The organism is Bacteroidales bacterium, assembly GCA_026418905.1.
Taxonomy (GTDB): domain Bacteria; phylum Bacteroidota; class Bacteroidia; order Bacteroidales; family DTU049; genus JAOAAK01.
Map to the genome: position 1 here is coordinate 18,975 of JAOAAK010000028.1, position 25,377 is coordinate 44,351.

20 protein-coding genes are annotated in these 25,377 nt (G+C 37.0%); 14 read left to right on the top strand and 6 right to left on the bottom strand.

What is annotated here, in order from left to right; genetic code table 11:
* The first annotated feature begins 23 nt into the window (after positions 1-23).
* The 4 genes from dnaB (at position 24) to N2Z72_05245 (ending at position 7,781) form a co-directional block, all read left to right on the top strand.
* Positions 24-1,580 (top strand): replicative DNA helicase, encoded by a 1,557-nt coding sequence (gene dnaB / locus N2Z72_05230; GenBank protein ID MCX7697080.1) that lies wholly within the window; start codon positions 24-26, stop codon positions 1,578-1,580.
* 13 nt (positions 1,581-1,593) lie between these two features.
* Positions 1,594-2,850, top strand: a complete 1,257-nt coding sequence (locus tag N2Z72_05235) for an asparagine synthetase B (GenBank protein MCX7697081.1) — start codon at positions 1,594-1,596, stop codon at positions 2,848-2,850.
* Positions 2,851-2,909: 59 nt separating this feature from the next.
* Positions 2,910-4,592, top strand: coding sequence for a T9SS type A sorting domain-containing protein (locus tag N2Z72_05240; GenBank protein ID MCX7697082.1), 1,683 nt, complete (start codon positions 2,910-2,912; stop codon positions 4,590-4,592).
* 153 nt (positions 4,593-4,745) lie between these two features.
* Positions 4,746-7,781, top strand: coding sequence for an SBBP repeat-containing protein (locus tag N2Z72_05245; GenBank protein ID MCX7697083.1), 3,036 nt, complete (start codon positions 4,746-4,748; stop codon positions 7,779-7,781).
* 15 nt (positions 7,782-7,796) lie between these two features.
* Here the strand turns inward: N2Z72_05245 and tpx are convergent, their stop codons facing one another.
* Positions 7,797-8,312, bottom strand: coding sequence for a thiol peroxidase (gene tpx, locus N2Z72_05250; protein ID MCX7697084.1), 516 nt, complete (start codon positions 8,310-8,312; stop codon positions 7,797-7,799).
* Positions 8,313-8,442: 130 nt separating this feature from the next.
* On the opposite strand from tpx, the gene N2Z72_05255 reads away from it, so the two are divergent.
* Complete coding sequence (locus N2Z72_05255; protein MCX7697085.1) at positions 8,443-10,215, top strand: menaquinone biosynthesis decarboxylase; 1,773 nt, start codon at positions 8,443-8,445, stop codon at positions 10,213-10,215.
* Here the strand turns inward: N2Z72_05255 and ubiA are convergent.
* From ubiA to N2Z72_05280, 5 genes are all read right to left on the bottom strand, one after another.
* Complete coding sequence (gene ubiA, locus N2Z72_05260) at positions 10,192-11,034, bottom strand: putative 4-hydroxybenzoate polyprenyltransferase (protein MCX7697086.1); 843 nt, start codon at positions 11,032-11,034, stop codon at positions 10,192-10,194. The two genes, N2Z72_05255 and ubiA, sit on opposite strands and share 24 nt — an antisense overlap.
* A gap of 1 nt (position 11,035) precedes the next feature.
* Positions 11,036-12,649: an apolipoprotein N-acyltransferase gene (gene lnt, locus N2Z72_05265; protein ID MCX7697087.1), complete on the bottom strand. Its 1,614-nt coding sequence runs from the start codon at positions 12,647-12,649 to the stop codon at positions 11,036-11,038.
* A gap of 11 nt (positions 12,650-12,660) precedes the next feature.
* Complete coding sequence (locus tag N2Z72_05270) at positions 12,661-13,062, bottom strand: Rrf2 family transcriptional regulator (GenBank protein MCX7697088.1); 402 nt, start codon at positions 13,060-13,062, stop codon at positions 12,661-12,663.
* 68 nt (positions 13,063-13,130) lie between these two features.
* A complete protein-coding gene (locus tag N2Z72_05275) occupies positions 13,131-14,801 on the bottom strand; it encodes a formate--tetrahydrofolate ligase (GenBank protein ID MCX7697089.1) in 1,671 nt (556 codons plus the stop codon).
* 74 nt (positions 14,802-14,875) lie between these two features.
* The gene (locus N2Z72_05280) at positions 14,876-16,189 is read right to left on the bottom strand and encodes a pyridoxal phosphate-dependent aminotransferase (protein MCX7697090.1); all 1,314 of its coding nucleotides are present in this window, start codon (positions 16,187-16,189) and stop codon (positions 14,876-14,878) included.
* A 141-nt stretch (positions 16,190-16,330) separates the two neighbouring features.
* On the opposite strand from N2Z72_05280, the gene N2Z72_05285 reads away from it, so the two are divergent.
* The 9 genes from N2Z72_05285 to N2Z72_05325 are packed head-to-tail and all read left to right on the top strand — an operon-like array spanning position 16,331 to position 25,373.
* Positions 16,331-18,109, top strand: a complete 1,779-nt coding sequence (locus tag N2Z72_05285; protein ID MCX7697091.1) for a carboxylase — start codon at positions 16,331-16,333, stop codon at positions 18,107-18,109.
* Positions 18,110-18,120: 11 nt separating this feature from the next.
* A complete protein-coding gene (locus N2Z72_05290) occupies positions 18,121-18,825 on the top strand; it encodes a 16S rRNA (uracil(1498)-N(3))-methyltransferase (GenBank protein ID MCX7697092.1) in 705 nt (234 codons plus the stop codon).
* Complete coding sequence (locus N2Z72_05295) at positions 18,822-19,475, top strand: DUF4159 domain-containing protein (GenBank protein MCX7697093.1); 654 nt, start codon at positions 18,822-18,824, stop codon at positions 19,473-19,475. Before N2Z72_05290 ends, N2Z72_05295 begins: the two co-directional genes overlap by 4 nt.
* On the top strand, positions 19,456-20,313 hold the full coding sequence (locus tag N2Z72_05300; GenBank protein MCX7697094.1) for a substrate-binding domain-containing protein: 858 nt from the start codon (positions 19,456-19,458) through the stop codon (positions 20,311-20,313). Before N2Z72_05295 ends, N2Z72_05300 begins: the two co-directional genes overlap by 20 nt.
* Positions 20,314-20,315: 2 nt before the next feature.
* On the top strand, positions 20,316-21,092 hold the full coding sequence (locus N2Z72_05305; GenBank protein MCX7697095.1) for an ABC transporter permease subunit: 777 nt from the start codon (positions 20,316-20,318) through the stop codon (positions 21,090-21,092).
* Between the two features lie 5 nt (positions 21,093-21,097).
* On the top strand, positions 21,098-22,162 hold the full coding sequence (locus N2Z72_05310) for an ATP-binding cassette domain-containing protein (GenBank protein ID MCX7697096.1): 1,065 nt from the start codon (positions 21,098-21,100) through the stop codon (positions 22,160-22,162).
* 51 nt (positions 22,163-22,213) lie between these two features.
* Positions 22,214-23,647 carry a leucyl aminopeptidase gene (locus N2Z72_05315; GenBank protein ID MCX7697097.1) on the top strand — a complete coding sequence of 478 codons (1,434 nt, stop codon included), beginning with the start codon at positions 22,214-22,216 and terminating at the stop codon, positions 23,645-23,647.
* Positions 23,648-23,680: 33 nt separating this feature from the next.
* Complete coding sequence (locus N2Z72_05320; protein ID MCX7697098.1) at positions 23,681-24,394, top strand: 2-phosphosulfolactate phosphatase; 714 nt, start codon at positions 23,681-23,683, stop codon at positions 24,392-24,394.
* On the top strand, positions 24,387-25,373 hold the full coding sequence (locus tag N2Z72_05325; protein ID MCX7697099.1) for a zinc dependent phospholipase C family protein: 987 nt from the start codon (positions 24,387-24,389) through the stop codon (positions 25,371-25,373). Before N2Z72_05320 ends, N2Z72_05325 begins: the two co-directional genes overlap by 8 nt.
* The last annotated feature ends 4 nt before the right edge of the window (positions 25,374-25,377 follow it).

The window sequence follows — 25,377 nt, forward strand, 5'->3', positions numbered from 1 at the left end:
TAATTTTTTTAAAAGTAAAACCTATGCCCAGCAAAAAAGTTAAAACCAAAGCTTCTGATAAAGAATCAGCCCAAAATCCCATACTCGAGCATGGGCGGATTCCACCCAATGCCATTCAAATCGAACCATTTGTTTTGGGGGCACTTCTGATTGACCCACAAGCTATTAACGCTGTCATTGATTTTCTCCATCCAGACGTTTTTTACAAAGAAAATCATAGAATTATTTATAAATGCATCCAGGACCTTTTTTCTAAAAGCATGCCTATCGACATTTTAACCGTAGCGGAAGAATTAAAAAAACAAGATCTTTTTGAAGAGGCAGGAGGGTCCGCATATTTGATACAACTTTCAAATAGTGTTGTTTCTAGTGCCAATATCGAATACCATGCACGAATTTTAGTCGAAAAATACCTAAAACGAAAACTCATTGAAATTTCGACAGAAATCATTAACGAAGCTCATGAAGAAAGTATTGATGTTTTCGATCTCCTAGATACTGCCGAAAACAAACTTTTCCAAATAAATGAAGAAAACCTGAAACGTAAAGGTGGAGCCATTACCTACATCCTCAGCGATGTTAAGGAAAACATACATCATGCAGCAAAAAGCAACACAACCGTCACAGGAGTTCCTAGTGGCTTTAAGTCTCTCGATCAGTACACTTCTGGTTGGCAACCTTCTGATCTTATCATCATTGCTGCAAGGCCAGGTATGGGAAAAACAGCTTTCGTGCTGACGATGGCACGAAAAATGACTGTCGAATACAAAATACCAACTGCTTTTTTTTCTCTTGAAATGAGTTCTCACCAACTTGTCATGCGACTATTATCATCCGAAACGCGAATACCAACAGATGTTCTAAGAAGAGGACAATTGTCACAACAACAATGGAAAATGCTCAATCGATCCATAGAAACACTATCGTCAGCTCCGTTTTTTATCGACGATACACCATCCCTCTCCATTTTTGAGCTTCGCGCTAAAGCTCGCCGATTCAAACAACAACATGACATTCAGTGTATTATTATTGACTATCTCCAGCTCATGTCAGCAAAAGTAGATAAAAATGCCACACGGGAAATTGAAATTGCAACCATTTCCAGATCTTTAAAAGCTTTAGCTAAGGAACTAAATATTCCTGTGATCGCTCTTTCACAACTTAGCCGCGAAGTAGAAAAAAGAGCTGGAACCAAGCGTCCTCAGTTGTCGGACTTGCGTGAATCAGGATCCATCGAACAGGATGCCGATCTTGTATTATTTATTTATAGACCAGAATACTACTATAAGGAAGGATCGGGTAAACAAGCCATACCAGAGGAACAAAAAAATTACGCCGAAATCATCATAGAAAAACATAGAAATGGACCACAGGGAACTGTCAAACTTAAGTTTATTCCCAATTTTGCTACATTCTACGATGAAACTGATCATGATTATCAACTAGCAATCAATTACCTCAAAGAACTTGAACCAGAAACTACATATACCACCGACTCAATCATTGTTGAATCTCGTATGAATAAAGAAGTTGATGAATATCTATATTCTGGCACGGAAAATGAGGATGAACCTTTTTAAAAACACCTTACCCATGAGACCATACATACTTATCTTAATGTTTTCTATGATAACACAAGTTCAAGCTACGTTTCTTCTCATTCCCATGGATGAAAAACAAAAAAACCATCTAAAAGCTTATGGAATTGCTTATTGGATTTTACAGAACAATTTGGAAGTTGAATGGTTACTCAACTATCGTGGAGGGAGTTTTCTCACAGGTTATTCCAAAACAGTTCAAATCGAATGTCAGTTGCGTGGTGTAACATGTGAAGTTTTGGCAGACGCACAAGTGGCTTCTATAAAGGAATATATTTCACAACCTGATGTAAATATGGATGTTATGAAGTTGGTCAAAGCTCCACGTATTGCTGTATATGCACCCAAATACTATCAACCCTGGGACGATGCTGTCATGCTGGTACTTACATATGCCGAAATTCCTTATGATGTGATTTATGACGAGGAGGTATTGCAAGGTGCACTGCTAAAATATGACTGGCTCCACCTACATCATGAAGATTTTACAGGGCAATTTGGAAAATTTTGGGCAGCTTATAGAAATTCTGATTGGTATCAGAAACAAGTTGAAGAAGATCAACGCATTGCTCGTCTATATGGTTTCAATAAAGTATCAAAACTCAAATTGGCCATAGCCAAAAAAATTAGAGATTTTGTAGCCGGAGGTGGATATCTTTTTGCCATGTGTAGTGCCCCGGAAAGCATTGACATAGCACTAGCAGCTGAAAACACAGATATTTGTCCTGAACCCTTCGACGGTGATCCTGTCGATTATGATTACGCCAAAAAGCTTGACTTTACACAAACCTTTGCTTTTCAAAATTTCACTGTTGTGGTTAACCCTTATGAATATGCTAAATCGAATATAGACGTTACACGTACACGCCCTAAAGTAAGACAGGAAGATGATCTTTTTGTTTTGTTCGAGTTTTCAGCGAAATGGGACCCCATTGCTACTTTACTTACTCAAGATCACGAACGTATTATTCGTGGCTTTATGGGTCAATCCACAGCCTTTAATCCTAAAACTCTCAAACCCAATGTTGTCGTTCTTGCAGATAACAAACAATTTAATGAAGCTCGTTATATATACGGTGAATTCGGCAAGGGCTTTTTTGCTTTTCTTGGAGGACACGATCCTGAAGATTATCAACATTTTGTTTATGATCCACCTACAGACTTAAATCTTTTTCCAAATTCAGCTGGCTATCGTCTCATTCTTAACAACGTTCTTTTCCCTTCTGCACAAAAAAAACAACAAAAAACATAATCATATTTTTTCAAACAACTAAAGCCAATCAAAAATTGTATTTTTGAAAAAAATTTATCATGAAGAAGTTTAACTTTTTTATTGTATTATCTCTTTTCTGGATCGTGGGATACATCCCATCTAAAGCTCAGCAAAATGTTCCTGGTACACCACCTAGTTTTACATGGAATCTCTCCATTACTGAAGTTCCTTGCATGTTTTTACCAAAGCCAGATTTACAAACTATAGCAAAAGAAGACGAAGAGATGCAAATTCGTGGAAGAGGTTACCGTAACGGCGTTTTTGTAGATGCATTTATTAACCCCATTACAACAGGAATATGGAGTTATTTACCTGATGGATCAAAAATTTGGCGAATTAAAGTATCAATCCCCGATGCAAAGGCGTTAGGCATATATTTTTCCAATTACAAACTTCTACCGGGAATGGTTTTTTATGCTTACACACCTGACAAAAGTTTCGTGATTGGAGGTTTTACTGAAATTAATAACAATTACGATTATCCTGTTATGGCAACACAAGAAATACCAGGAGATGAGGTAATAATTGAACTCTTCGTACCAGAAGGAATTGCTCATCATGAATACGCATTCGAAATCGATAAACTAGCCTACTTCTATCGTTCAACTCCTTTTGAAAATTCAACTAAAGTGGGAACATGCTACATAAATGTAGCTTGTTCTGAAGGAGATAATTGGCAAAACCAGGTACGTGGTGTTGCTAAGGTCACTATGGTTTTAAGTGATGGAACTTATCTTTGTTCTGGGACTCTTATTAATAACACCAACCAAGATTGTAAAAAATATTTTTTAATGGCTGATCATTGTTCAGTTTCAGGTAGTGGGGTTCCTGTCACTTCTGCTCAGCTTTTACAATGGACTTTTAGATTCAACTATCAAGCTACAACTTGTACTGGGACAGCATCAGGTCCATCCCAAGTATTAACTGGAGCTTACTACAGAGCTTCTGACACTTATGGAGAGGATAACTCAGGATCTGATTTTTTCTTGTGTGAACTTAAAGAAAATCTCTCAACAACCATAAATCCATACTTTAACGGTTGGAGTATTTCAACCTCTCCTGCATCCAGTGGTGTGTGCATTCATCATCCTGCTGGTGTTATCAAGAAGATTAGTACCTACACCACACCTTTAACTACCTATGGAAACACACATTGGAAAGTATATTGGGCAACAACCACAAACGGTCATAGTGTCACAGAAGGAGGTTCATCAGGTTCACCTTTGTTCAATCAGAACAAATTGGTAGTTGGTACTTTGACAGGCGGTCTCTCTGCTTGTACCGATGGTGAAGCTGGTCCAGGCACTGGACCTAATCAACCCGACATTTATGGTCGGATGGATAAACATTTTACGGGCATTGGTACCTCCAATGATAAAAGGCTAAAACCCTGGCTCGATCCAACCAATTCCAATGTATCTACACTCAGTGGAAGAAATCTCTGCACTACTTCTTTCAACGATTTTCTCTCTGTTTTACAAAAAATCAACATTTTCCCAAATCCAGCATCAACAGTTCTTCATATTGATATGTCTTCCTTTGAAATGACTGACATTAACGTTACTATTTCAGATTATACAGGTAAAGTTGTATGGAACCAGTTTTATTCTACCATTTCCGGTAAATTAACAATACCAATTGACGAATTGAGAGCGGGCATTTATTTCATTACTTTTGAACAAGAAGGGAAAAAATTCTACGAAAATTTTGTAAAGCTATAATTGAGTCATATTAACTTAGTTAAAATAGTCACCCTCCTCGTTGCAGGAGGGTTATTTTTTTAATTGATATTATAAAAATATTTATTTTTGAATAAAATTATCCATATGGTTAAATTAAAACACATTTATTTGAAATGTATTTGCATATTTTTTATGCCAATACAGATATTGCCTCAGCTGAATTATCGAGGAGAAAACACTGTTCCTTGTGTTTTTATTGAGAACAAAGGTCAATGGCCAAAAGAAGTGCTATTTCTATACAAGCAAAAAAACATTTTTTATTGGATCGTCAAAGATGGTATCATTATTGACATCGCAAGAAGCAATGAAGATCCTACAAATAGAATAAAAAATTACTCCGATAATTCCACAAATAATCTTTTTTCATCAATTGAAGAAAGACATGTAGCCAGACTGTATTTCAAAAATGGTAATGTTAAAAACTATGAAGGAATTCTGGAAGAAAACGTTACATTTAATTTTATCCTTGGAAACGACCCTACAAAACACATTACTGGAGTTAAATGTTTCAAACAGGTATATTTGAAAAATTTATATCCTGGCATTGACGTTAAATACGAACTGACAGAAAAAGGAAACTTGCGTTTTGATTTTATAGTGAACCCCGGATCAGACCCTTCTCAAATCCTTTTAACTTTCAAAGGAATAGACCATTTAAACATTACTCCTAAAAGTTTATTATTGCAAACACATTTAGGTGATTTACAAATAAAAGATATCAAGCTTATTCAAAAGAACGATTCTTTTCCCATATCTTTCATATCCCAAAAAGACGACATTGGTTTTTATATCCCTTCTTACAACAAAAATGAAATATTAATTATCGATCCAACCATTGAGTTTTCGAGCTATATGGGTGGTTCAAACGACGATTACCTGGTGGCTATTAACAAAAATATTTACTCTTGGTGGCCATTCATGTGGTTTGGTGGATATTCACGTTCAACTGATTTTCCCAATATAACAGGATATGATGTCTCACATAATGGAGCATATGATGTTGTTCTCATAGTAAGTAATTTTTACAACTATCATGCGGTGACTTATTTAGGTGGAAGTGGTGATGACTACTGTACCAATATAGGACTTTTGGGAGGCTTTCCTCCCAAACTTCTGATCTCAGGCTATACTAATTCTACAAACTTTCCTACCACTACTAATGCTTATCAACAGACCTTGATGGGAGCCTCTGATGGTTTCGTAACATGCATGACTTACACATTAAACAATTTAGTATTTTCTACTCTTTTAGGAGGCAGTAATGTCGACAAAATTAAAGCACTAGGTACAGATCAGAATGAAAACATTTATGTGGGAGGTATCACAACATCATCTAATTTTCCTATAACTCAAAATGCTTTTCAAACAACTCTTTCCTCAAATCAAGCATGTTTTGTTACCAAACTAACACCTACCGGAGATAGTTTAATATTTTCAACATTTCTTCAAGGAAATAATATGCAAGAATTAGTAGCTTTAGAGGTTTATAATTCAAAACCTATTGTGGCTGGATATACCAATTCACAAAATTTTCCTCTTACCCCTGGGACTTTTCAAACTCCTTCCGCAAATTATGATATTTTTGTTACACGCCTCAATAACAATGGCTCAAATATCGAAAGAAGTGCACGTTTTGGAGGATCTCAAGAAGAGTATACTTCAGATCTCGAAATTGATCAATTCGGACAAATATACATCTGTGGAAAAACCAATTCCTCAGGATTTCCTATTACCTCAAATGCTATTCAAACCACTTACAGGGGTGCTAATGATGGTTTTTTCGTTAAAATGGATAGTGCCTTTTCTCATATTCTTTATAGCACTTACTTCGGAGGGCATAAATTAGAGAATGTCTACAAAATGAATTATGATCCATATACAAAAAATGTATGCATTGTTGGCTCTACGTATTCTTTTGATTTTCCTATTTCACCTAATGCTTTTCAACAGAACAATAAAGGTAGTATGGATGGATTTATCATGAAAATTAACCCCAATGGTGAAATTGTTAAATATTATAGTACTTACCTTGGTGGTTCTACTTACGATGAAATTAAAGATATCGTAATGTTATTCATGTACTCTAACCAAAATTATACTACTAAAGAATATGTGATTGGTTATACTTCTTCATTTGACTTCTACACAACACCAGATGCTTTTCAATTCACTATAAATCCGTTCGATGGGTTTATCATGCGTCTTTCATTGCCAACAGCGTTAGCAGTAGATTTCGAGCCAGATATAATTTGCGAAGGCGACACGGGTACGATAATAGTCAGAGGAACCCCTTATGTCAAATGGTCCCATGATCCTTTTGAGGACACTCTTACTACTGTTATACCCCAACCTGGTTATATTTATGAAGTCAAAGGAATTCTAAATGGAGACACTTCCAGTCTTCTCTTTTCATATCCCATCGATGTTGTTCAAGTCAACGTGTTCCCCTCCCAGGCCTCCATCTGCAACGGTCAAGAAATCACTTTGACAGCATCTGGCGCAAACAATTATCAATGGTATCCTTTACCATTACAGGGTCCCCAAATCACCATTTCTCCCGATTCATCTTTAAATTTATCAGTCATAGGAACTTCCTCTTTGGGATGCAAGGATACAGCATCTGCCTTCATCCAGATTAATTATTATCCCACCTACGAATTAATCTCCGACCCTTCTACTGATCATCAATCCGTCTGTATAGGAGATTCTATCCAGAAAATTGAATATCTCCTCCATCATGTCAATTCCATTCATTATCAACCCAACTCTTTCCCTCCAGGAATTTCAGCTTCTTTTAATCTTTCAAATCATAAGCTATCTATTAAGGGAGCTCCCTACCTGAGCGGAACATATGTTTACGGTGTTGAAGGTGATGGCCCCTGTGGTTCAATTTTCTTCAATGGTCTAATTCAAGTAGATCCATGCACCTCTATCGAAGAAATGGACGAAGCTAATAATGATGTGATGATCGCTTCAAATGCTGTTAGTTTTGAACTAAGAGAACCAACCACCCTTTACATTCTGGATGCTCAAGGAAAGATAGTGAGCACGTATGAATTGAATGGGAAACAATCCATCGACATCTCCTATTTAGCAAAAGGAGTTTATTTCTTTAATTTCCATACCAAAAACGAGCTGATCTTAAAAAAGATTGTGATAAAATACTAAAACGGAATCAGTTAGTTATTTTCTTTGAGTTCTCAGATGGTCAAGAGCTTTTTCATAGTCTGGCTCCTGACTTATTTCTGGTACGTATTCTACGTATGTAATTCGTCCTTCTTTGTCGATGATAACAATACCACGAGCAAGTAATCCTAATTCTTCTATGTAAAAACCATACTTATAACCGAATTCTCGATGTTTGTAATCGCTGCTTGTTATAACATTTCGTATACCTTCGGACGCACAAAAACGTTTAAGAGCAAAAGGTAAATCCATTGAGATAGTAATCACAACAACATCTTCTAGGGACGTAGCAAGTTCGTTAAATTTTCTGGTTTGTTGAGCACAAACAGGTGTATCGACCGAAGGCATAATAGAAAGAACAACTGTTTTCCCCCGAAATTGAGACAATGTAACAGGTTTTAAATCCGTATCAAACGTCGTAAAATCTTCAGACAATTTTCCTACTTGGGTCAAACTACCTACTAATGTCATTGGTTGACCTTTAAACGCAACAATGCCTTTGTGTTTTTCCATCATTTTAGAATTTTTTCAAAAATATGATAAGATCTCCAGAATTACAAAAAACTAATAAAAAGCAGGTTGTAAATATTGATTGCATAATATTTAACAAACCTATATTTGCCAAGAACTTAAGTCAGATAAAATGACATTGAATAATCTGTCTTCATTGGTTAGTTATTTAAAAAGCAAAAAGAAACTATACGAAATTCAGGAACTTGTATCTCCAACGCTAGAGATGACTGAAATTGCTGATAGAATCTATCAGAGCAAAGACAAAAGCTATCCTATTTTATTCACCAACAATAGTACTCCTTTTCCAGTTCTCATAAACATTTTTGCCAACGAGGAGCTTACAAGACAATACGTCAGATGGGATGAAGTAGCCCCTATTCTTGAAAATTTTTCTGATCTCTTCAAGCTTAAATTCAGTCGATCATCCTTTTTATTCTTGAAGAGATTTATGAAATCAAAGCCCTACAAGAGAAGATGCGCTCCTTGCCAGGAAGTAGTGAGCCGTGAACTTGGCTTTTTTGATTTGCCCATTTTGCAATGCTGGCCTAACGATGCAGGTCGTTATATTACCTTACCTCTAGTTCACACCATCGATCCCGAAACGGGTATCCAAAACATAGGGATGTATCGGATGCAGATTTACGATAACAAAACTGCTGGTCTACATTGGCATATTCATAAAGGTGGAGCTGAGCACTTCCAAAAATGGAAAGAAATGAAAAAACGAATGCCTGTAACTATTACGTTGGGCGGAGCACCGGCCCTAATTTATGCTGCTACTGCACCTTTACCTCAAGGAATTCCAGAATACGCCTTTGCTAGTTTTCTGCTCAATAAAAGAATACATTTAGTAAAATGTATTTCTAACGATATTCTAATTCCTGCTGATAGCGAAATAGTACTTGAAGGCTTTGTTGAACCTGAAGAAGAACTACGGATGGAAGGACCTTTCGGTGACCACACCGGCTTTTACTCTATTCCGGATTATTATCCTGTTTTTCACCTAGAACTTATTACACATCGTAAAAAAGCTATCTATCCTGCAACCGTCGTTGGGATACCTCCCAAAGAAGATGAACAATTGGGGCATCTTACTACACAAATTTTCACACCCATCATAAAACAAACCCTACTACCCGAACTGATCGATTTATACCTTCCAACAGAAGGCGGATTTCATAATCTTGCCTTGACTAGCATACATGAAACATTTCCTGGTCAAGCTGAAAAAGTAGCTCATGCCATATGGGGTATAGGTCTACTTTCGCTAACCAAAATTATTTTGGTTTTCGACGATGATATTCACTTACGTAATTGGTCTAATATTCTCAGTAGGATTGATCGCTCTGTCGCAATTCCTGATGACATTCTCTTTTCGAAAGGACCCCTCGATGTTTTAGATCACTCGGCTCAAAAGTTTGCTTATGGTGGCAAACTTGCTATTCTCGCCACCTCCAAATTCAAATCGAACCACATGTTTGATATGAACACCTATGAACTCCCTTTCATTCACTTATGGTTAACTCAACGAATTGCCATCATTTATCATGATCATTTTGAAGATGTTCTTACATGGCTTAAACAACATTCATTGCATCGAGATAAATTTTACGTAGTAATGGAAAAAAGATGGTATTCTGCGAAAGCTTCTTTACAGCTTTGGTTTGGACTTTCCACTTTGGATCCTGTTCGAGATTTGCATTTTATTCAAGAGAGATTCTCTCTTGTTATCAATTGTCTTTCCTATGGGAAAACGCCTTCTCCTTTTAACACCTCTTGGCCAGAAATGGTTTTAATGGATGAAAAAACTATCAATACCATTGATCAAAAATGGTCTTCGTTCAATTTTGATTTCTTTACAGAATCTCCATCAGCTATCCTACGCAAAGAAATAGAACAGTAGGTATCCTATTCCAAAAGTCACCGAAGCCATTCCATTCCATAAACCGAAATTAAGATGTACTTTTCGGTCATAACCCAACCAAACTATGACGTGCTGAACAAACAACATCAGCGAGAATAGAAAAAAACTTGTCCATACCCATTCATGATTGATTATCATGCAGAAATAAAACAAAAAAAACATTGCAAATACGTGGGAAATAAAAGCAATCACTAAAGAGTGTCTTCCAAAGCGAACAGGTATTGAAAAAAGATTCATTTTTCTGTCGAATTCTTCATCCTGCAAGGCATATATAATGTCAAATCCTGCCACCCAAAATACAACCGACATTATAAGCCAAAGCAAATAAAAATCGATATTCCCACTAGCAGCTATATATCCACCAGCTGGAGCCATCGAAAGACTCAGTCCAAGCACGAAGTGCGACAAAATGGTAAAACGCTTGGTGTAACTATACCCCAATATTACAAAAAGAGCAAGTGGTCCAAGTATGAAAGTAAGTTCGTTAATGAATGAAGTCACAAGTAAAAACAACATTGAAGCTAAGATGGTTAGAAGCAAAGCCTCACGAGGGTGTACTTTTCCGCTTGGAATATCCCGAATTTGTGTGCGGGGATTGAGAGCATCAATGTCACGATCGATCCATCTGTTAAAAGACATGGCTGCAGTACGAGCCAAGATTAAAGCTAAAAAAGTTAAAAAAAAGTTGTACCACGAAAAAAACCCAACTTCCCGGACCCCTTCGAAATAACCAACTAGTGCAAAAGGAAAACTGAATATGGTATGAGAAAATTTGATCAAACGCAAATACTTGATCACACTATACAGATTTTCGTCTAATTAAAGAAAAGGAAATGGTAGCTAAGACAATTAACAAAGAAGCAAAAACGGATATTCTACCCAAATAATCGCCATATTTAACGTAAAAAGTAATTTGATCATTTGCATAAAGAGTTACGGTAAATCCAGCTGGTTCCCAGTATTTTGTCTGTATGAGAATGTTTCCACGTTGATCAATAGCACCAGATATTCCAGTGTTTGCAGAACGAGCAATGGCACGGCGAGTTTCAATAGCACGCAAAACAGACATTACAAAATGTTGCCGATGGCCAGGTGTATTACCCCACCAACCGTCATTGGTGATAACAAAAAGCATATGAGCACCTTTTTTTACGAAATCAGCCATGAATTCGCCAAAAGCGCTCTCGTAACAAATAACCGTGCCTACAGGTATATGTCCTTCATGAAAAACTACAGGCTCTTTTGAAGATCCTAAAGTACCAGAAATTCCACCTAAATCGATGGTTAATTTTTCCAAAAAAGGGAAAAGAGTTTTGTAAGGCATGCGTTCTACACCAGGAACAAGCTTTATTTTACGATATACTTCTTTTACCTGAGACGTATCTAAGTATAAAGCAGAATTGTAAGCTTCGTATAATGTACCGTCAGAAAGTCGTCTGGTGGCTGATCCTGCTTCCTCAGGAGATATGACCCTGTAAGTAGAAGCACCTGTTATCCAAATAGCACGAGGAAATCTTGTTTTTAACATGTTCACTATAGCCGGTATACTTCGGGAATATTGAAATTGATCTTCATACATGCCTTCTTGCAAAATACTTTCAGGACAAAGGATAAAATCTATACTTGTGTCTCTTTCAGACGGTAACTGATTAAACAATCTGTCCAAGGTTTCATCGGCTGTTAGATTAAATTCCTCTTCCCATGGATCGATGTTGGGCTGAACAACATGAATACGTACAGGGTTCGATTTTTCATCGTAAGTGAAATAACGGATGTAAGAATACGCCAGTGGAACCAATATTGTAAAAAGAGTAATTCCTACCAATGTGTTCCTCAATGATTTAAATTTTAAAGATATATTTTCTTTCTCGAGATGAATCCAAAGCCAGAAGAATAATAAAAGATTGATGAATAAAATCCAAAAAGATCCTCCGAGAACACCTGTAAATTCATACCATTGAACCCACGTAGGTTTAGTGGCGAAAACATTTCCTAAAGTCAACCAGGGCCAAGCAAGTTCCCAACGATAGTGCAAATATTCAAAACTAACCCAAAAAAAGGGGAATATCAAAAAGCTTCGGAGATTATTTGAAAATAATTTCTCTCGAACCCAACCATAGATCCACACTACCAAAGCCATAAGAAAAGAATTGGCAATCATAGCAAATAGCGACCCCCAAATGGTTGAATTCCATATCCACCATGTCGTGGCTACATTCCATAAAAGAAACATTGGAAAAGAGAAAGTAAAATAACTGGTCTTTTTTCTCCCATGCAAAGAAATCAAATACAAACCATAAAAGAAAGGTATCCAAGCAAAAAAAATCAGAAAAGCCCATCCTCGCATGGGCCATGATAATGTAAGCAAAATACCTGATAATAAAAAAACGATTAACAATTTGATGTTTCTCATAGGTACTAACTCTATTCTAAAATTTGTTCAAATGTGACAAGTTCCAATTTTTCAGCAATCATGTCTCGAATTTCTTTCATGAGCAGATAAAATTTTTGATGTTTTTCAATAGGTGAAGGTTCATAAAAGTATTCTGAAACACTTGGAACAGGTGCCAGGGGTCCATCGAAAAGACGTACGATTTCAGCAATGGTAATTTCAGAAGGGTGTTTTTTTAAAACATACCCGCCTGACGATCCTTTTACGCTTTTAACATAACCAGTGTTTTTTAGGACCAACATAATTTGCTCTAAAAACTTTTTAGGTATGTTCCACTTCTGAGCAATTTGTTGCAATGATTTGAGTTGAGATGTATCCTTGGCCAACTCAATAATAGCTAAACAAGCGTATTCACATTTTCGAGAAAGACGCATGTTTTTTGACAAAAATAAAAAAACTTAGCACACACACGTGCTAAGTTCTACATAACGTGAAATATGGGTTAGAACAACCCGTAAATGTTACCAGCTTCGTCTATATCAATTTTTTCAGCAGCAGGTACTTCTGGCAAGCCCGGCATACGCATGATGGTACCTGCAATTGGTACTACAAAACCTGCACCCGCCGAAATTTCTATTTCTCTAATATTGACGATGAAACCTTCGGGTCTGCCTCTAAGATCTGGATTGTCGGAGAGCGAATTTTGTGTTTTTGCCATGCAAACAGCTAGATTTTCTATACCTAGGGAACGAATAGTTTTTAAGTCTTTTCTTGCTTGCAAAGAATACTCGACACCAGCTGCTCCGTACATTTTTGTTGCAATGGTATGAATTTTCTTTTCCAAGTCCCAATTAAGATCGTACAAAGGTTGAAAACATGAGGGGCACTCCTTGACAGCACTGAGAACCTTTTCTGCTAGTTCGACTGCTCCTTTACTTCCTTTTGCCCATCCTTCGTTGATAGCCATTTCGACACCGTGTTCTTCACACCTCTTTCTTACTACTTCGATTTCATCTTCCGTATCAGAATCAAATCTATTTAAAGCTACAACTGGCCTAAAGCCAAAATACTTCATGTTTTCGATATGCTTGTCCAAATTGGCCAAACCTTTTTTAACATACTCGATGTTCGGGACAGAAAACTCTTCTTTTGTAGCACCGCCATGATATTTCAAAGCTCTTATAGTTGCAACAACAACAACAGCATTGGGCTTAAGGTTGCCAACCTGACATTTGATGTCGAAAAACTTTTCAGCACCAAGATCACTAGCAAAACCAGCTTCAGTAACGACGTATTCTGAAGTAGAAAGGGCAAGTTTGGTAGCAATGATAGAATTGGTTCCTTGTGCTATATTAGCAAAAGGACCTCCGTGAATAATAGCTGGTGTATTTTCAATGGTTTGTACGAGATTAGGTTTAATAGCATCCTTAAGCAAAGCAGCCATGGCTCCATGAGCATTGAGATCTCGAGCATAAACTGGTTTTTTGTCGAGAGTAAACCCAATGAATATTTTACCCAATCTTTCTTTAAGATCGTTGATATCTTTAGCTAGACATAGAATAGCCATTACCTCGGATGCTGCCGTGATATTAAAACCCGACTCTCGTGGTATTCCGTTGGCTGTTCCTCCCAAGCCTATGACAACCTGACGAAGTGCACGATCGTTCATGTCCAGTACTCTTTTCCAACGAATGGTACGTGGATCAAAATGAAATTTTCGTTCTTTGGTTTGAAGTTGATTGTCGATAAGAGCAGCCAACAAGTTATTAGCTTTCTCAACTGCTGCAATATCTCCAGTGAAATGCAAGTTAATGTCTTCCATCGGTAAAACTTGAGCAAAACCACCTCCGGCAGCTCCACCTTTAACACCAAAAACGGGCCCCAATGAAGGTTCTCTTAAAACAACAGTTGTTTTCTTCCCTATTCGATTAAGCCCCATAGCAAGGCTAATGGAAGTCGTTGTTTTGCCTTCCCCAGCTGGTGTAGGAGTTATGGCTGTTACCAGGATCAGTTTTGATTGTTTAGCTTTTTCCTCATCAATGTAACTGAGGGGAACTTTGGCTTTATACTTTCCATAAAGTTCCAGGTCTTCGGGATCGATATTTAATTGCTCTGCAATTTCCTGAATTGGCAACATAGTTGCCGCTCTCGCAATCTCAAGATCCGATTTCATAATTGATTTTTAAAACAAAGATAATTTAAATTCCGTCTAAATAAGCAAAAAAGCAATGATATTAATCATATTACCTAAATGGGATGATTTTGATGAAAAAGACTGAGTCGTTTATTCAGATCTTCCATCTGATCAAATCCAACGAGGGAAACACAAGCTCTAATCCCTTCTTTGCTTTCACTTCCTGTTAAAGACAACGAAATGGCACTGATCCCATAATGTAACAACTCATATAAAAGCTGATCACTTTCCAATCCGGGATAACTAACTGTGAAATAAAAACCATCAGCTAAAGGCTCACCATCATCCTGGTCATAAACTAGTTTAAAGCCATTAGAAAGAAATGCCTCTTTCATCAATTGAGCTTTTTTACTGTAAACAATGACGTCGTCTCGATAATTATACAATCCATCATTAATAGCTTTCAAAATTGCCAACAAAGCATACTGAGATGAATGAGCTGTACCACTACTCAAAGCATAAATAGTTCCAAAAATCATGGCGCTGGAAAAACGATCTGTTCCATAATAAGGGATAAGATCCTCGAATCTGCGCCGAAACAATGAATCAGAAATTACCATCATACCAATACGTTGACCAGCATAACTAAATGCTTTAGAACTACTAATAAGCAAAATATACTGATCGTAATATTTAGCGATGGTGGGTTGAAATGGCGGCTTTCCAGGATGACTGTAATCCTTCCTAAAATCCATTCCAATGTAGGCAAGATCTTCGACAACCACAACATCATATTTCCTAGCCAGTTCAGCAATTATTTGCAGCTCTTTTTCCGTGAAACATATCCATGCTGGGTTGTTGGGATTGCTATATAATAAACCATATACATTACCAACACTAAGCAATTCATCAAGTTTGTCTCTGAGTTTTTCTCCACGATAGTTATAGACATCAAATTGAATAAATTTTCCACCCAAAATTCTTAACTGTTGTTTGTGAACAGGAAAACCTGGATCAATAAAAAGAAATGTGTCTTTATTTTTGTTAATTCTTTGCAACGTAAGGAAAGAAGCAAAACCACCCTGCATTGACCCAACAGTGGGCAAACATCCATCAGGCGAGACGTCTACATCCAAAAAATTTTTAACAAAACGAGCAATTTCTTCTTTTAAAGAAGGTATCCCTGTCACATCAGGATAAATGGATGCTACTCCTTTTTTTAATGCATCAATTTCAGCTTCAACTCCTATCTGCACAGGTGGCAAACCTGGTATGCCCATCTCCATTCTAACGAATCTAACCCCACTTTGCTGTTCGATAATATCGACTATTTTTTTTATTTCTCGAATACTAGCCCTTGCCATAGAAGAAACCCCCACTTCTTCCATGGCTTTTTGTACTATTTCCCCCGAAATGACAACTTTCATAATTTAAATTTTTGCTAATATAAATTTTTCAGTAACATAAAGCCAATTCCTAAAAAATTTTATTCTACAACTCTTCCTTCTTTCATGGTGAAAAATATTAAAAAAATAATTCTATGTAATTTTAAAACCAAAATTATTATCATGTCAAAGATGATTAAGATTCGGGATCTAACTCTAAGAGATGGTCAACAATCTTGGTTTGCTACTCGCATGACTATGCATCAAGTTGAAAGAACACTACCACTTTATAAAGAAGCCCGGTTTTATGCCATGGAGGTATGGGGAGGAGCTGTGCCCGATAGCGTCATGCGCTTTCTGAATGAAGACCCATGGGAAAGGCTTAGCAGAATCAAAGAACAAATTTGTGATGCATCAAAACTCACTGCTCTTTCCAGAGGGCGTAATCTCTTCGGTTACAATCCCTATCCTGAAGACGTTATTGAAGGCTTTATCAAACATACCATCCAAACAGGTATTGACATTCTGAGAATTTTTGACGCTCTCAATGATTTGGACAATATCAAATCCAGTATCATTTATACGCAAAAATATGGAGGCATTGCTGATGGAGCTATTTGCTATACTACCGATCCTCAATTAGAACCTAAAAGCTGGTTTGGTGGACTTCTTAAAATTAAACCCAAATGGAAGCCGGTCTTTACCATCGAATATTTTGTGGAAAAAGCTAAAGAAATAGAACGAATGGGTGCTGACATGATTACCATCAAAGATATGGCAGGACTTGTTGATCATGTCAGTGCTGGAAAAATCATACGAGCTATAAAGCAAAACGTCAACATTCCTGTTGATTTCCACACTCATTCTACACCTGGTTACGGACTTGCTTCCACACTAACTGCTATCTTGAATGGTGCCGATATCATTGATACATGTTTGCTTCCATTTGCCGGCGGACCAGCTGCCACTGCTTTTGAAATTATTTATCTTTTCTGCAAAAAACTTAAGATTGAAACAGATGTTAACATTGAGGTAATAAGCCCTCTCTCAGACATTCTCTTTGACATACGTAATGAATTGAAAGAATTTGACAGCATCCGAAAAACTCCCCGTCGCTTCGACCTCCAAAAAGATAAACTCCCTCTGGAAATTGAAAAAATGTTCGACATTGCCATTGAAAGTGTTGAGAAAGAAGACTTCGATAATGTTCTCAAAGCTTGCCATACGATAGAAACTTTTTTTAACTTTCCAGAACCTAACGAATTGGTTAAAATTGCTCAGATCCCTGGTGGAATGTATACCAATATGGTAGCCCAACTTAAACAACTCAAACTTGAACAACATCTTCAAAGTGTTTTAAAGGCCGTTCCTCGCGTACGCATTGATGCTGGCTGTGTGCCTCTTGTTACTCCTACTAGTCAAATCATAGGAACTCAAGCAGTTAATTGTATACTTGATGAAGTTAATAATCGACCATGGTACACCACGAAAAACACTCAATTTATAAATCTCGTCAAAGGGCAATACGGCAAGACACCTGTACCTATTAGGCCAGAATTCAGAGAAATGATCACAGGATCTCCTCACGAAGTTCCCTATGATACTTCAAATTACAAACCTCAACCCAACAAAATTCTTTCAGAATATGGCAACAAACCTCTCATACGAAATGAAAAAGATCAATTGCTTATGGAGCTTTTCCCCAACGTGGCAGAAAATTTCCTCACACAAAGAGCTCGTTTAGAATACGAAAGAGAATTACAGGAAAAACGACAGGAAGAAGAAAGACTTCAAAAAATGAAAGAAGAAACATTTCTAAGCGAAAAAAAAGCTTACCATGAAATGACACCCGAAGAAAAAGCCGAACGCCTAATTTACGGCCTTTATAACTACAAATGGACTACATATTGGGAAGAAATGACAGAAAGCAACGAAGACGAACAAAACCGATCGGGTTGCTAACTTTTTCAAAAATGGAATTATTTTATCTTCCTTATTTATATGAGGGAAGTATTCATATAACGGATAAAAACATCATACGACATCTTTTCGCACTACGCCTTAAAAAAGGTGATTCTTTATATTTCACGGATGGTAATGGTAATCGCGCTTTTTCGATAATCACAGAAATCAAAAAGGCAAACGTTCAAGTGCAAATCACAAAAATTGAATCTCTAGCACCTCCTGAAAAAAAAATTATTCTTTTCGTATCACCTCTCAAAAATCCTTCACGTTTTGAATGGCTTGTGGAGAAGGCAACAGAACTTAATGTTCATTCTATTGTACCCATCCTTACCAAACGAACAGAAGGACATTTAAAAAAGATAGAGCGTCTTAAACAATTAATAATCACAGCTAGCCTTCAATCTCAAAGAGTATTTTTTCCCGAAATACATAACCCTTTCGATTTTTCAAAGGCTATCCAACAATCAAATAATTTTTTAAATCTTATTGCTTATTGTGGAATCTGTGAAAAAAAAGTGTCACTTCCTCAAATTTGTCTTAAAAAAAAGGTAGCTATCTGGATAGGGCCTGAAGGAGATTTTACGGAAGACGAAATAATGGTTGCCCTAAAAAACAACTTCATTCCCATTACTCTTGGTCAACAAAGACTGAGGAGTGAAACCGCTGCCATATCTGCTCTTTCCTTCGTATATTTGCATAATTGTACAATATGAAACTTGTTTATCTTTTATTATCGATAACAACACTATTGGGATTCTCACAAACGGGCTCCTTGAAAATTGCATTGTTGAAATATAAGGGAGGTGGTGATTGGTACGCTAACCCTACATCCCTACCTAATTTGGTAAAATTTTGTAACGAAAATATTCGAACCAATATTTCAATGGACATACCTACCGTCGAACCTGGAAGTCCCGAAATTTTTAATTACCCTTTCGTCCATATGACAGGTCATGGAAATGTAGTTTTTTCTGATCAAGAAGCACAAAATCTACGAAAATATTTGACTTCTGGTGGTTTTTTGCATATCGATGATAATTACGGCATGGACAAATACGTTCGACCACAAATTCAAAAAATTTTCCCTGATATCCCCCTTAAGGAAATTCCTCTAAATCATCCCATTTTCAAAAAACCTTACCCATTTCCCAATGGGATTCCTAAAATCCATGAACATGATGGACTACCACCTAAAGCATATGGCATTTTTTTAGACGGTCGACTTGTTCTACTTTACACTTGGGAAACCGATCTTGGCGATGGTTGGGAAAATCCTGAAGTTCATAAGGATCCTGAAGAAAAACGCCTTGAAGCTTTAAAAATGGGAGCAAACATCATCTACTATGTTTTCGTTGGCAAGTAAAAGAATTTTTCTTTTATTCCTTCTCTTTTTCCTTCAAGCATGCAAAAGAAATGAAGAAGGATTAATTATATTCCATGCAGGCAGTCTTTCTTCTTTCGTGGAAAATCTTAAGAAAGAAATCCCAACCGTCAAAATCATCAACGAAGCATCTGGTAGTGTGGAAGTAATACGAAAAGCCATTTCCTTAAGAAAACCCTGCGACGTTTTACTTCTCTCCGATGCTCGTCTCATTGATTCAATTCCCGACCATCTTATCAAATCAGCATACGTCTTTGCTTACAACAGTATGGTGCTAGCTTATCATCCAGAAAAATTTCCAAATTTGACGACTCAAAATTGGATCAATATTTTTTCAACTCGAGGAGTGAAAATCGGTAGGAGTAATCCATGTCTTGACCCTTCAGGTTACCGTGCTTTGATCATTTTAAATGAATTGAGCAAACGTTTCCCAGTTATCTCAAACATAATCCAAGAATCGAAAAATTTCATTCGCCCCAAGGAAACCGATTTAATTGTTTACTTTAATCTAAAAAATCTGGATGCTATGATTACTTACAAAAGTATTGCTCTGGAAAATCAATTTCATTTTATCGATTTTCCAGACTCTCTTAACTTTGGAGTTGATTCTCTCGACTCATACTACCGACGCTTATGTGTCAATGTTGATGAATGTGGTCATTTTTTTTGCGGATCGGCTATTGCTTATATTTTAATTGAGCTAGAAGGATCGACAAAAACAGAAAAAATAGTTGAAGTTTTGCATTTTTTACAAAGCCAGTCGGGACAGAACTTACTCAAAAAACACGGATTTCGCCCAACCTGGATTAAGATTCGCTAACTATGAAAATCCTCGTTATTCTTCTTCGCGGATTACTTATCGTCGGTGCTATGCTTATTGTTTTCATTGTTTTCATGCCTTTTCTGGGTTTGTTCATGGAAACTTCTAAACACGCCCTAACAGAAACTATGTATGATTTGAACTTTTATTTATCCCTTCTTCGTTCGATTTCATTGAGTTTGCTAAGTGTTCTTGTTTTTGGCTTTTTTCTTCTTCCTTTGAGTTATGTAATATCTTGCAAAAAGTTTCCACTTAAAGGTTTCATTTGGGCATTGTTTCAAATACCGGCTTTTATTCCCCACATTGCTGCAGGCATTGCCTTGTTTGGAGTTTTTTCTGCCCAAGGTATGTTAGGCCAAAGGTTGACGGAAGTGGGATCATTCATTGTTGGTACTCCAGCAGGTATTATGTTAAGTATGGCTTTTGTAAGCCTCCCATATTTTTTTAATACGATGGTCGCTGCTTTTTCATCAGTTCCTAAAGAAATGGAATGGATAGCATTAAATGCAGGAGCTAATCAAGTAGAGTTTTTTTTTAAAATCCTTCTCCCTTCTCTGAAAAAACAAATCATATCAGCTGGAATCAGCATGTTTTCACGTGGAGCCTCAGAATTTGGAGCTGTACTTATAATAGCTTATTATCCCAAAACTTTTCCTGTTTATCTCTATGATACTTTTCTTGTCAAAGGTCTTTCTCATGCACTTGCTTCTACTGGGCTGGTCGTCCTCTTACTGCTTATTCTTTTTTGGTGGATATATTATACTTCCCACAGAAAATAACATCTATGTTGATTATTAGGGATCTAGTGGTACAAAATCAAAATTTCAAGGCGGGACCTTTCAACTGTGAAATCAGTCCAGGTGAATGTCTTTTCGTAACTGGCGAAAATGGATCTGGCAAAACTACTTTTTTCCTTGGGGTTTCGGGACTACTTCCTCATAAGGCAAAAACATTTTCATGGAATCAGCTCGACTTACTTCAATTACCACCTCAAAAAAGACCACTATCACTTCTTTTCCAAAAGCATAATCTTTTTCCCCATATGACGGTGAAAGAGAACATTGCTTTTTCATTGAAACACCGTGCTAGCAAGACCTTTCAAGAAAAATCCACCTTAGAAGAAATCAAACATACCTACCAACTGGAATCCATTTGGCACAAAAAACCCTCATTCCTTTCTGGTGGAGAATACCAACGTGCAGCTTTAGCTCGTGCCCTATGTTGGAATCCAGATATCATAGTGCTGGATGAACCCTTTACTGCTCTTGACATTCAATGGCAAAAGGAATTGGAAATTTTAATTTACTCCCTTAGATTAAAAAACAAAATCATTTTGCTTTCCTCGCATAACCCTGAAAAAGGAATAGGTTTATCTGATCAGGTATTGATGTTAAATAAGGGGCAAGTTACATTCTATGGAAAAACATCTGATGCAATCGAACAATTGAAAATCTCCTCCTCTTACCAAGCCACTCTTGAAAATATATTTGGAATTCACAAAATGGAAAATTCTGGAGGTATCACTACTATATATATTAAGCCAGAGCTAAAGATTTATTCTTCTCAAATGATTCCTTTTCATGCTCGATTCATTCAAATAAATCCGTCCGATGTTCTAATTTCGTCCCAAAAAACTGAAACTTCGGCCCTAAATCAGATCAAAGGCATTATTGTAGCTATTCAACTTTATCAGAATATCGTTAAAGTGACTATTGACGCAGGTATACTTTTCACCGCATACATCACGATCCAATCATGGAAAAACAGACATTTTCAGGTAGGCGAAGAAGTTTATGTCATTTTTAAAGCTTCACAGGTTGGTTGGCTGCCTGATTATTTCAATATTTAAGCAATTTTACTTCGACCAATTCACATTTTTTTATAAGTTTGCTTTAAAAAAATGTTAATTGAATTTGTAAAATCCGATGACATTGAAAAGATTTCCAATCACGTCTGGTTAATATCTGATGTTGATCGCATTCCTCACCAACAATTGGAAAAGTCATGGAGTTATGTCCGAGAAAAACTAGTATCAGAGAAAAAAGCTAACGTTTTTCATTATCCAGGTGTTGACCTTTTATTTCTTCTTCCAACTTGCTCAAACATTCACGCATTTAACGAAGAGCTCAGGCGCTTAGGCAACCAAACTTATTTATTTTTCAAAAACAACAAAATTTCTGAAGCTACGCTTGTAATGGAGAAAAATGATTTTACTGGATATCTTTATTTTCTAGAGGGTTTCCTTCTTTCTAGCTACTATTTTGATAAATACAAAAGTGAAAAAGAATCATTTCGCTTCGAAAAAATCATATTACCCGAGTCTATCAAATTAGATTTTGAAGGTGCATGGAAAGAACTTACCATCATCCAAGATGCTGTTTTTTTTGCTCGTGATCTAGTAAACGAACCACCCATGGTTCTCAACTCGCAAACATTACCTCAATTAATTTCAGATAAATTGAAAGGAATTCCCAAAGTAAGCATAGAAATACTAGGTAAACAACAACTTGAAGAGCTTAATATGGGGGGTATTTTAGGGGTGAACAAGGGGAGTTTTGTAGACCCTACTTTAACCATTATTCATTACAAAGGTACGGACAAAGAGACTCAACCCATTGTATTAGTAGGTAAAGGAATTACTTTCGATACAGGTGGTATTAATCTCAAACCAACGGATGCTCTTGCAACGATGAAGTGCGATATGAGTGGAGCTGCTACTGTAGCCGGAGCATTGTATGCCATTGCTCGAGCAGGTTTAACCACTCATGTATATGGCTTAATTCCTGCTACCGACAACCGACCCGGCAGAGAAGCCTATGTTCCTGGAGATATCTTACGCATGTATAACAAAAAAACTGTTGAAGTAAAAAACACCGATGCCGAAGGGAGGATCATTCTTGCAGATGCACTAGCTTACGCCGAAGAAAAAATGAATCCAGCCCTACTCATTACTATTGCCACACTTACTGGAGCAGCTCATATAGCTGTTGGAGACTATGCTATTGCAGGAATGGAGCAAAGGGCTACCGACTATTTCCAAAAACTGATCGAAATTGGTCAAGAAGTACACGAACGTATAATTCCATTTCCCCTATGGGACGAATTTGGCGAAAGCTTGAAATCGGATGTGGCTGACATTTCTAATTCTGGCTCTCGATATGGCGGCGCTATCATAGCTGGAAAGTTTCTTGAGTTTTTTACTACCTCTCCTTTTATCCACCTTGATATAGCTGGACCTGCTTTTCTCGATAAGCCTTACCATTACTTACCTGCAGGAGGAACAGGAATAGGGGTTCGTCTTTTGTTTACATTCATTAAATCTTTAAGCATTTAATATTTTTAAGATTGTTATAAATTTGACAAACATATGCCCACCGTTGAAGTTTGCTTTTCTCCAGTTCTTTTTCCTCACATTTTAACTCAACCACCATTTGCTGCAGCGGTGGTGGATGTTCTTCGAGCAACCACTAGCATTACCACAGCCATTGAATTTGGAATCAAAGAAATTATACCCGTTTCCTCCGAAGAAGAAGCAAAAGAATTTAAAAAAAATGGTTTTATCCTGGCAGCAGAAAAAAATGGTCTTAAACTAGATTTCGCCGATATAGGCAATTCGCCTGATCAATTCATGAATCCTGAACTGAAAGGCAAATCCATCGCTTACTTGACCACCAACGGAACACACACCATTAAACTCACATCTCAAGCACGTTTGAGTGTCATTGCTTCATTTATCAATATCAGTGCGGTAACTTCCTTCTTAGCTCGTCAATCCATCAATGTAGTTATCTTATGTGCAGGTTGGAAAAACAAATTTAGCCTTGAAGATTCAATACTTGCAGGTGCGATGGTTGAAAAATTACAAGAATTTGGGCTAAAAATAGAATGTGACAGTGCTCATGCTGCCTGGGACCTTTGGAAAGTTGCTAAAAACGATGTCTTGAAATACATTCAGAAAGCTATGCATAGAAGCCGTTTGCAAAAACTTAATCTTGATTATGTTCTCGAATATTGCTTTACCCCAGATAAATCTAATAAAATACCCATTTTTGATGGTTATAAAATTTATGCCCATGAATAAGCTAAAACCTGCCTTCCTTGGCATTATACTATTTTTTTTTCACGTGCAATGTTTCTCATGGGGATTTTTCTCACATAAGTTTATCAACAAACACGCTGTTTTTTTACTCCCCCCAGAAATGATAGGATTTTACAAAAAACATATCGACTATCTTATTGAACATTCGGTAGACCCAGATAAAAGAAGTCACATCGCAGAAGGAGAAGCCCAAAGGCATTACATAGACATTGACGTTTACGGTGAAAATCCTTTTGATGTCGTCCCTCGCCGTTGGAAAGCTGCTGTAGAAAAGTATACAGAAGACACTCTCCAGAAATATGGTATTCTCCCATGGTGGATCGAAAAAATGTATTATCAGCTTGTTGACGCATTTAAAGAAAAAGATGTTGATAGAATATTGTGGGTATCAGCTAATTTGGGTCATTATATAGGCGACGCTAATGTTCCTCTTCATACCACACAGTTTTATGATGGTAAAACTCCCTATCAAAAAGGCGTTCATGGTTTATGGGAGTCTCGACTTCCTGAATTGTTTGCAAACAACTATGATTATTTCATCGGCAGAGCTCAATTTATTCACAATCCACTTGAAACTGCATGGAAAATGATCGAACGCAGTCATAGACAAGTTGACAGCGTTCTCAACATTTTCGATTCACTCTTTTTAAACTATAATCCATCCCGCATCTACGTAGTTGAAGAACGAAGCAATATCATCAAAAAACAATTCAGTAGAGACTTTTGCGAAACATACCATCGACTTCTGAATAACATGGTATATCGTAATCTTGTTAATAGCATTTACATGGTTGCCTCTTTTTGGTATTCGGCCTGGGTCTTGGCTGGGCAACCTGATCTTGATAGCTTACTAGACAAAGAAGTTAGCAAAGCTCATCGAAAAGAACTACAAGAAACCGAATACCTTTGGAAACATGGAAAACCTAAAGGTCGCCCCAATCCTGAAGAGAGTGAGGAATAGATTT

Bases quoted from the DNA above. Each gene is read 5' to 3' on its own strand.
- N2Z72_05245 (MCX7697083.1), top strand. From the start codon at position 4,746: ATGCCAATACAGATATTGCCTCAGCTGAATTATCGAGGAGAAAACACT.
- N2Z72_05310 (MCX7697096.1), top strand. From the start codon at position 21,098: ATGTTGATTATTAGGGATCTAGTGGTACAAAATCAAAATTTCAAGGCG.
- N2Z72_05285 (MCX7697091.1), top strand. From the start codon at position 16,331: ATGTCAAAGATGATTAAGATTCGGGATCTAACTCTAAGAGATGGTCAA.
- N2Z72_05275 (MCX7697089.1), bottom strand. From the start codon at position 14,801: ATGAAATCGGATCTTGAGATTGCGAGAGCGGCAACTATGTTGCCAATT.
- N2Z72_05290 (MCX7697092.1), top strand. From the start codon at position 18,121: ATGGAATTATTTTATCTTCCTTATTTATATGAGGGAAGTATTCATATA.
- N2Z72_05235 (MCX7697081.1), top strand. From the start codon at position 1,594: ATGAGACCATACATACTTATCTTAATGTTTTCTATGATAACACAAGTT.
- tpx (MCX7697084.1), bottom strand. From the start codon at position 8,312: ATGGAAAAACACAAAGGCATTGTTGCGTTTAAAGGTCAACCAATGACA.
- lnt (MCX7697087.1), bottom strand. From the start codon at position 12,649: ATGAGAAACATCAAATTGTTAATCGTTTTTTTATTATCAGGTATTTTG.
- N2Z72_05270 (MCX7697088.1), bottom strand. From the start codon at position 13,062: ATGCGTCTTTCTCGAAAATGTGAATACGCTTGTTTAGCTATTATTGAG.
- N2Z72_05320 (MCX7697098.1), top strand. From the start codon at position 23,681: ATGCCCACCGTTGAAGTTTGCTTTTCTCCAGTTCTTTTTCCTCACATT.
- dnaB (MCX7697080.1), top strand. From the start codon at position 24: ATGCCCAGCAAAAAAGTTAAAACCAAAGCTTCTGATAAAGAATCAGCC.
- N2Z72_05325 (MCX7697099.1), top strand. From the start codon at position 24,387: ATGAATAAGCTAAAACCTGCCTTCCTTGGCATTATACTATTTTTTTTT.
- N2Z72_05280 (MCX7697090.1), bottom strand. From the start codon at position 16,189: ATGAAAGTTGTCATTTCGGGGGAAATAGTACAAAAAGCCATGGAAGAA.
- N2Z72_05295 (MCX7697093.1), top strand. From the start codon at position 18,822: ATGAAACTTGTTTATCTTTTATTATCGATAACAACACTATTGGGATTC.
- N2Z72_05315 (MCX7697097.1), top strand. From the start codon at position 22,214: ATGTTAATTGAATTTGTAAAATCCGATGACATTGAAAAGATTTCCAAT.
- N2Z72_05305 (MCX7697095.1), top strand. From the start codon at position 20,316: ATGAAAATCCTCGTTATTCTTCTTCGCGGATTACTTATCGTCGGTGCT.
- N2Z72_05300 (MCX7697094.1), top strand. From the start codon at position 19,456: ATGTTTTCGTTGGCAAGTAAAAGAATTTTTCTTTTATTCCTTCTCTTT.
- N2Z72_05240 (MCX7697082.1), top strand. From the start codon at position 2,910: ATGAAGAAGTTTAACTTTTTTATTGTATTATCTCTTTTCTGGATCGTG.
- N2Z72_05255 (MCX7697085.1), top strand. From the start codon at position 8,443: ATGACATTGAATAATCTGTCTTCATTGGTTAGTTATTTAAAAAGCAAA.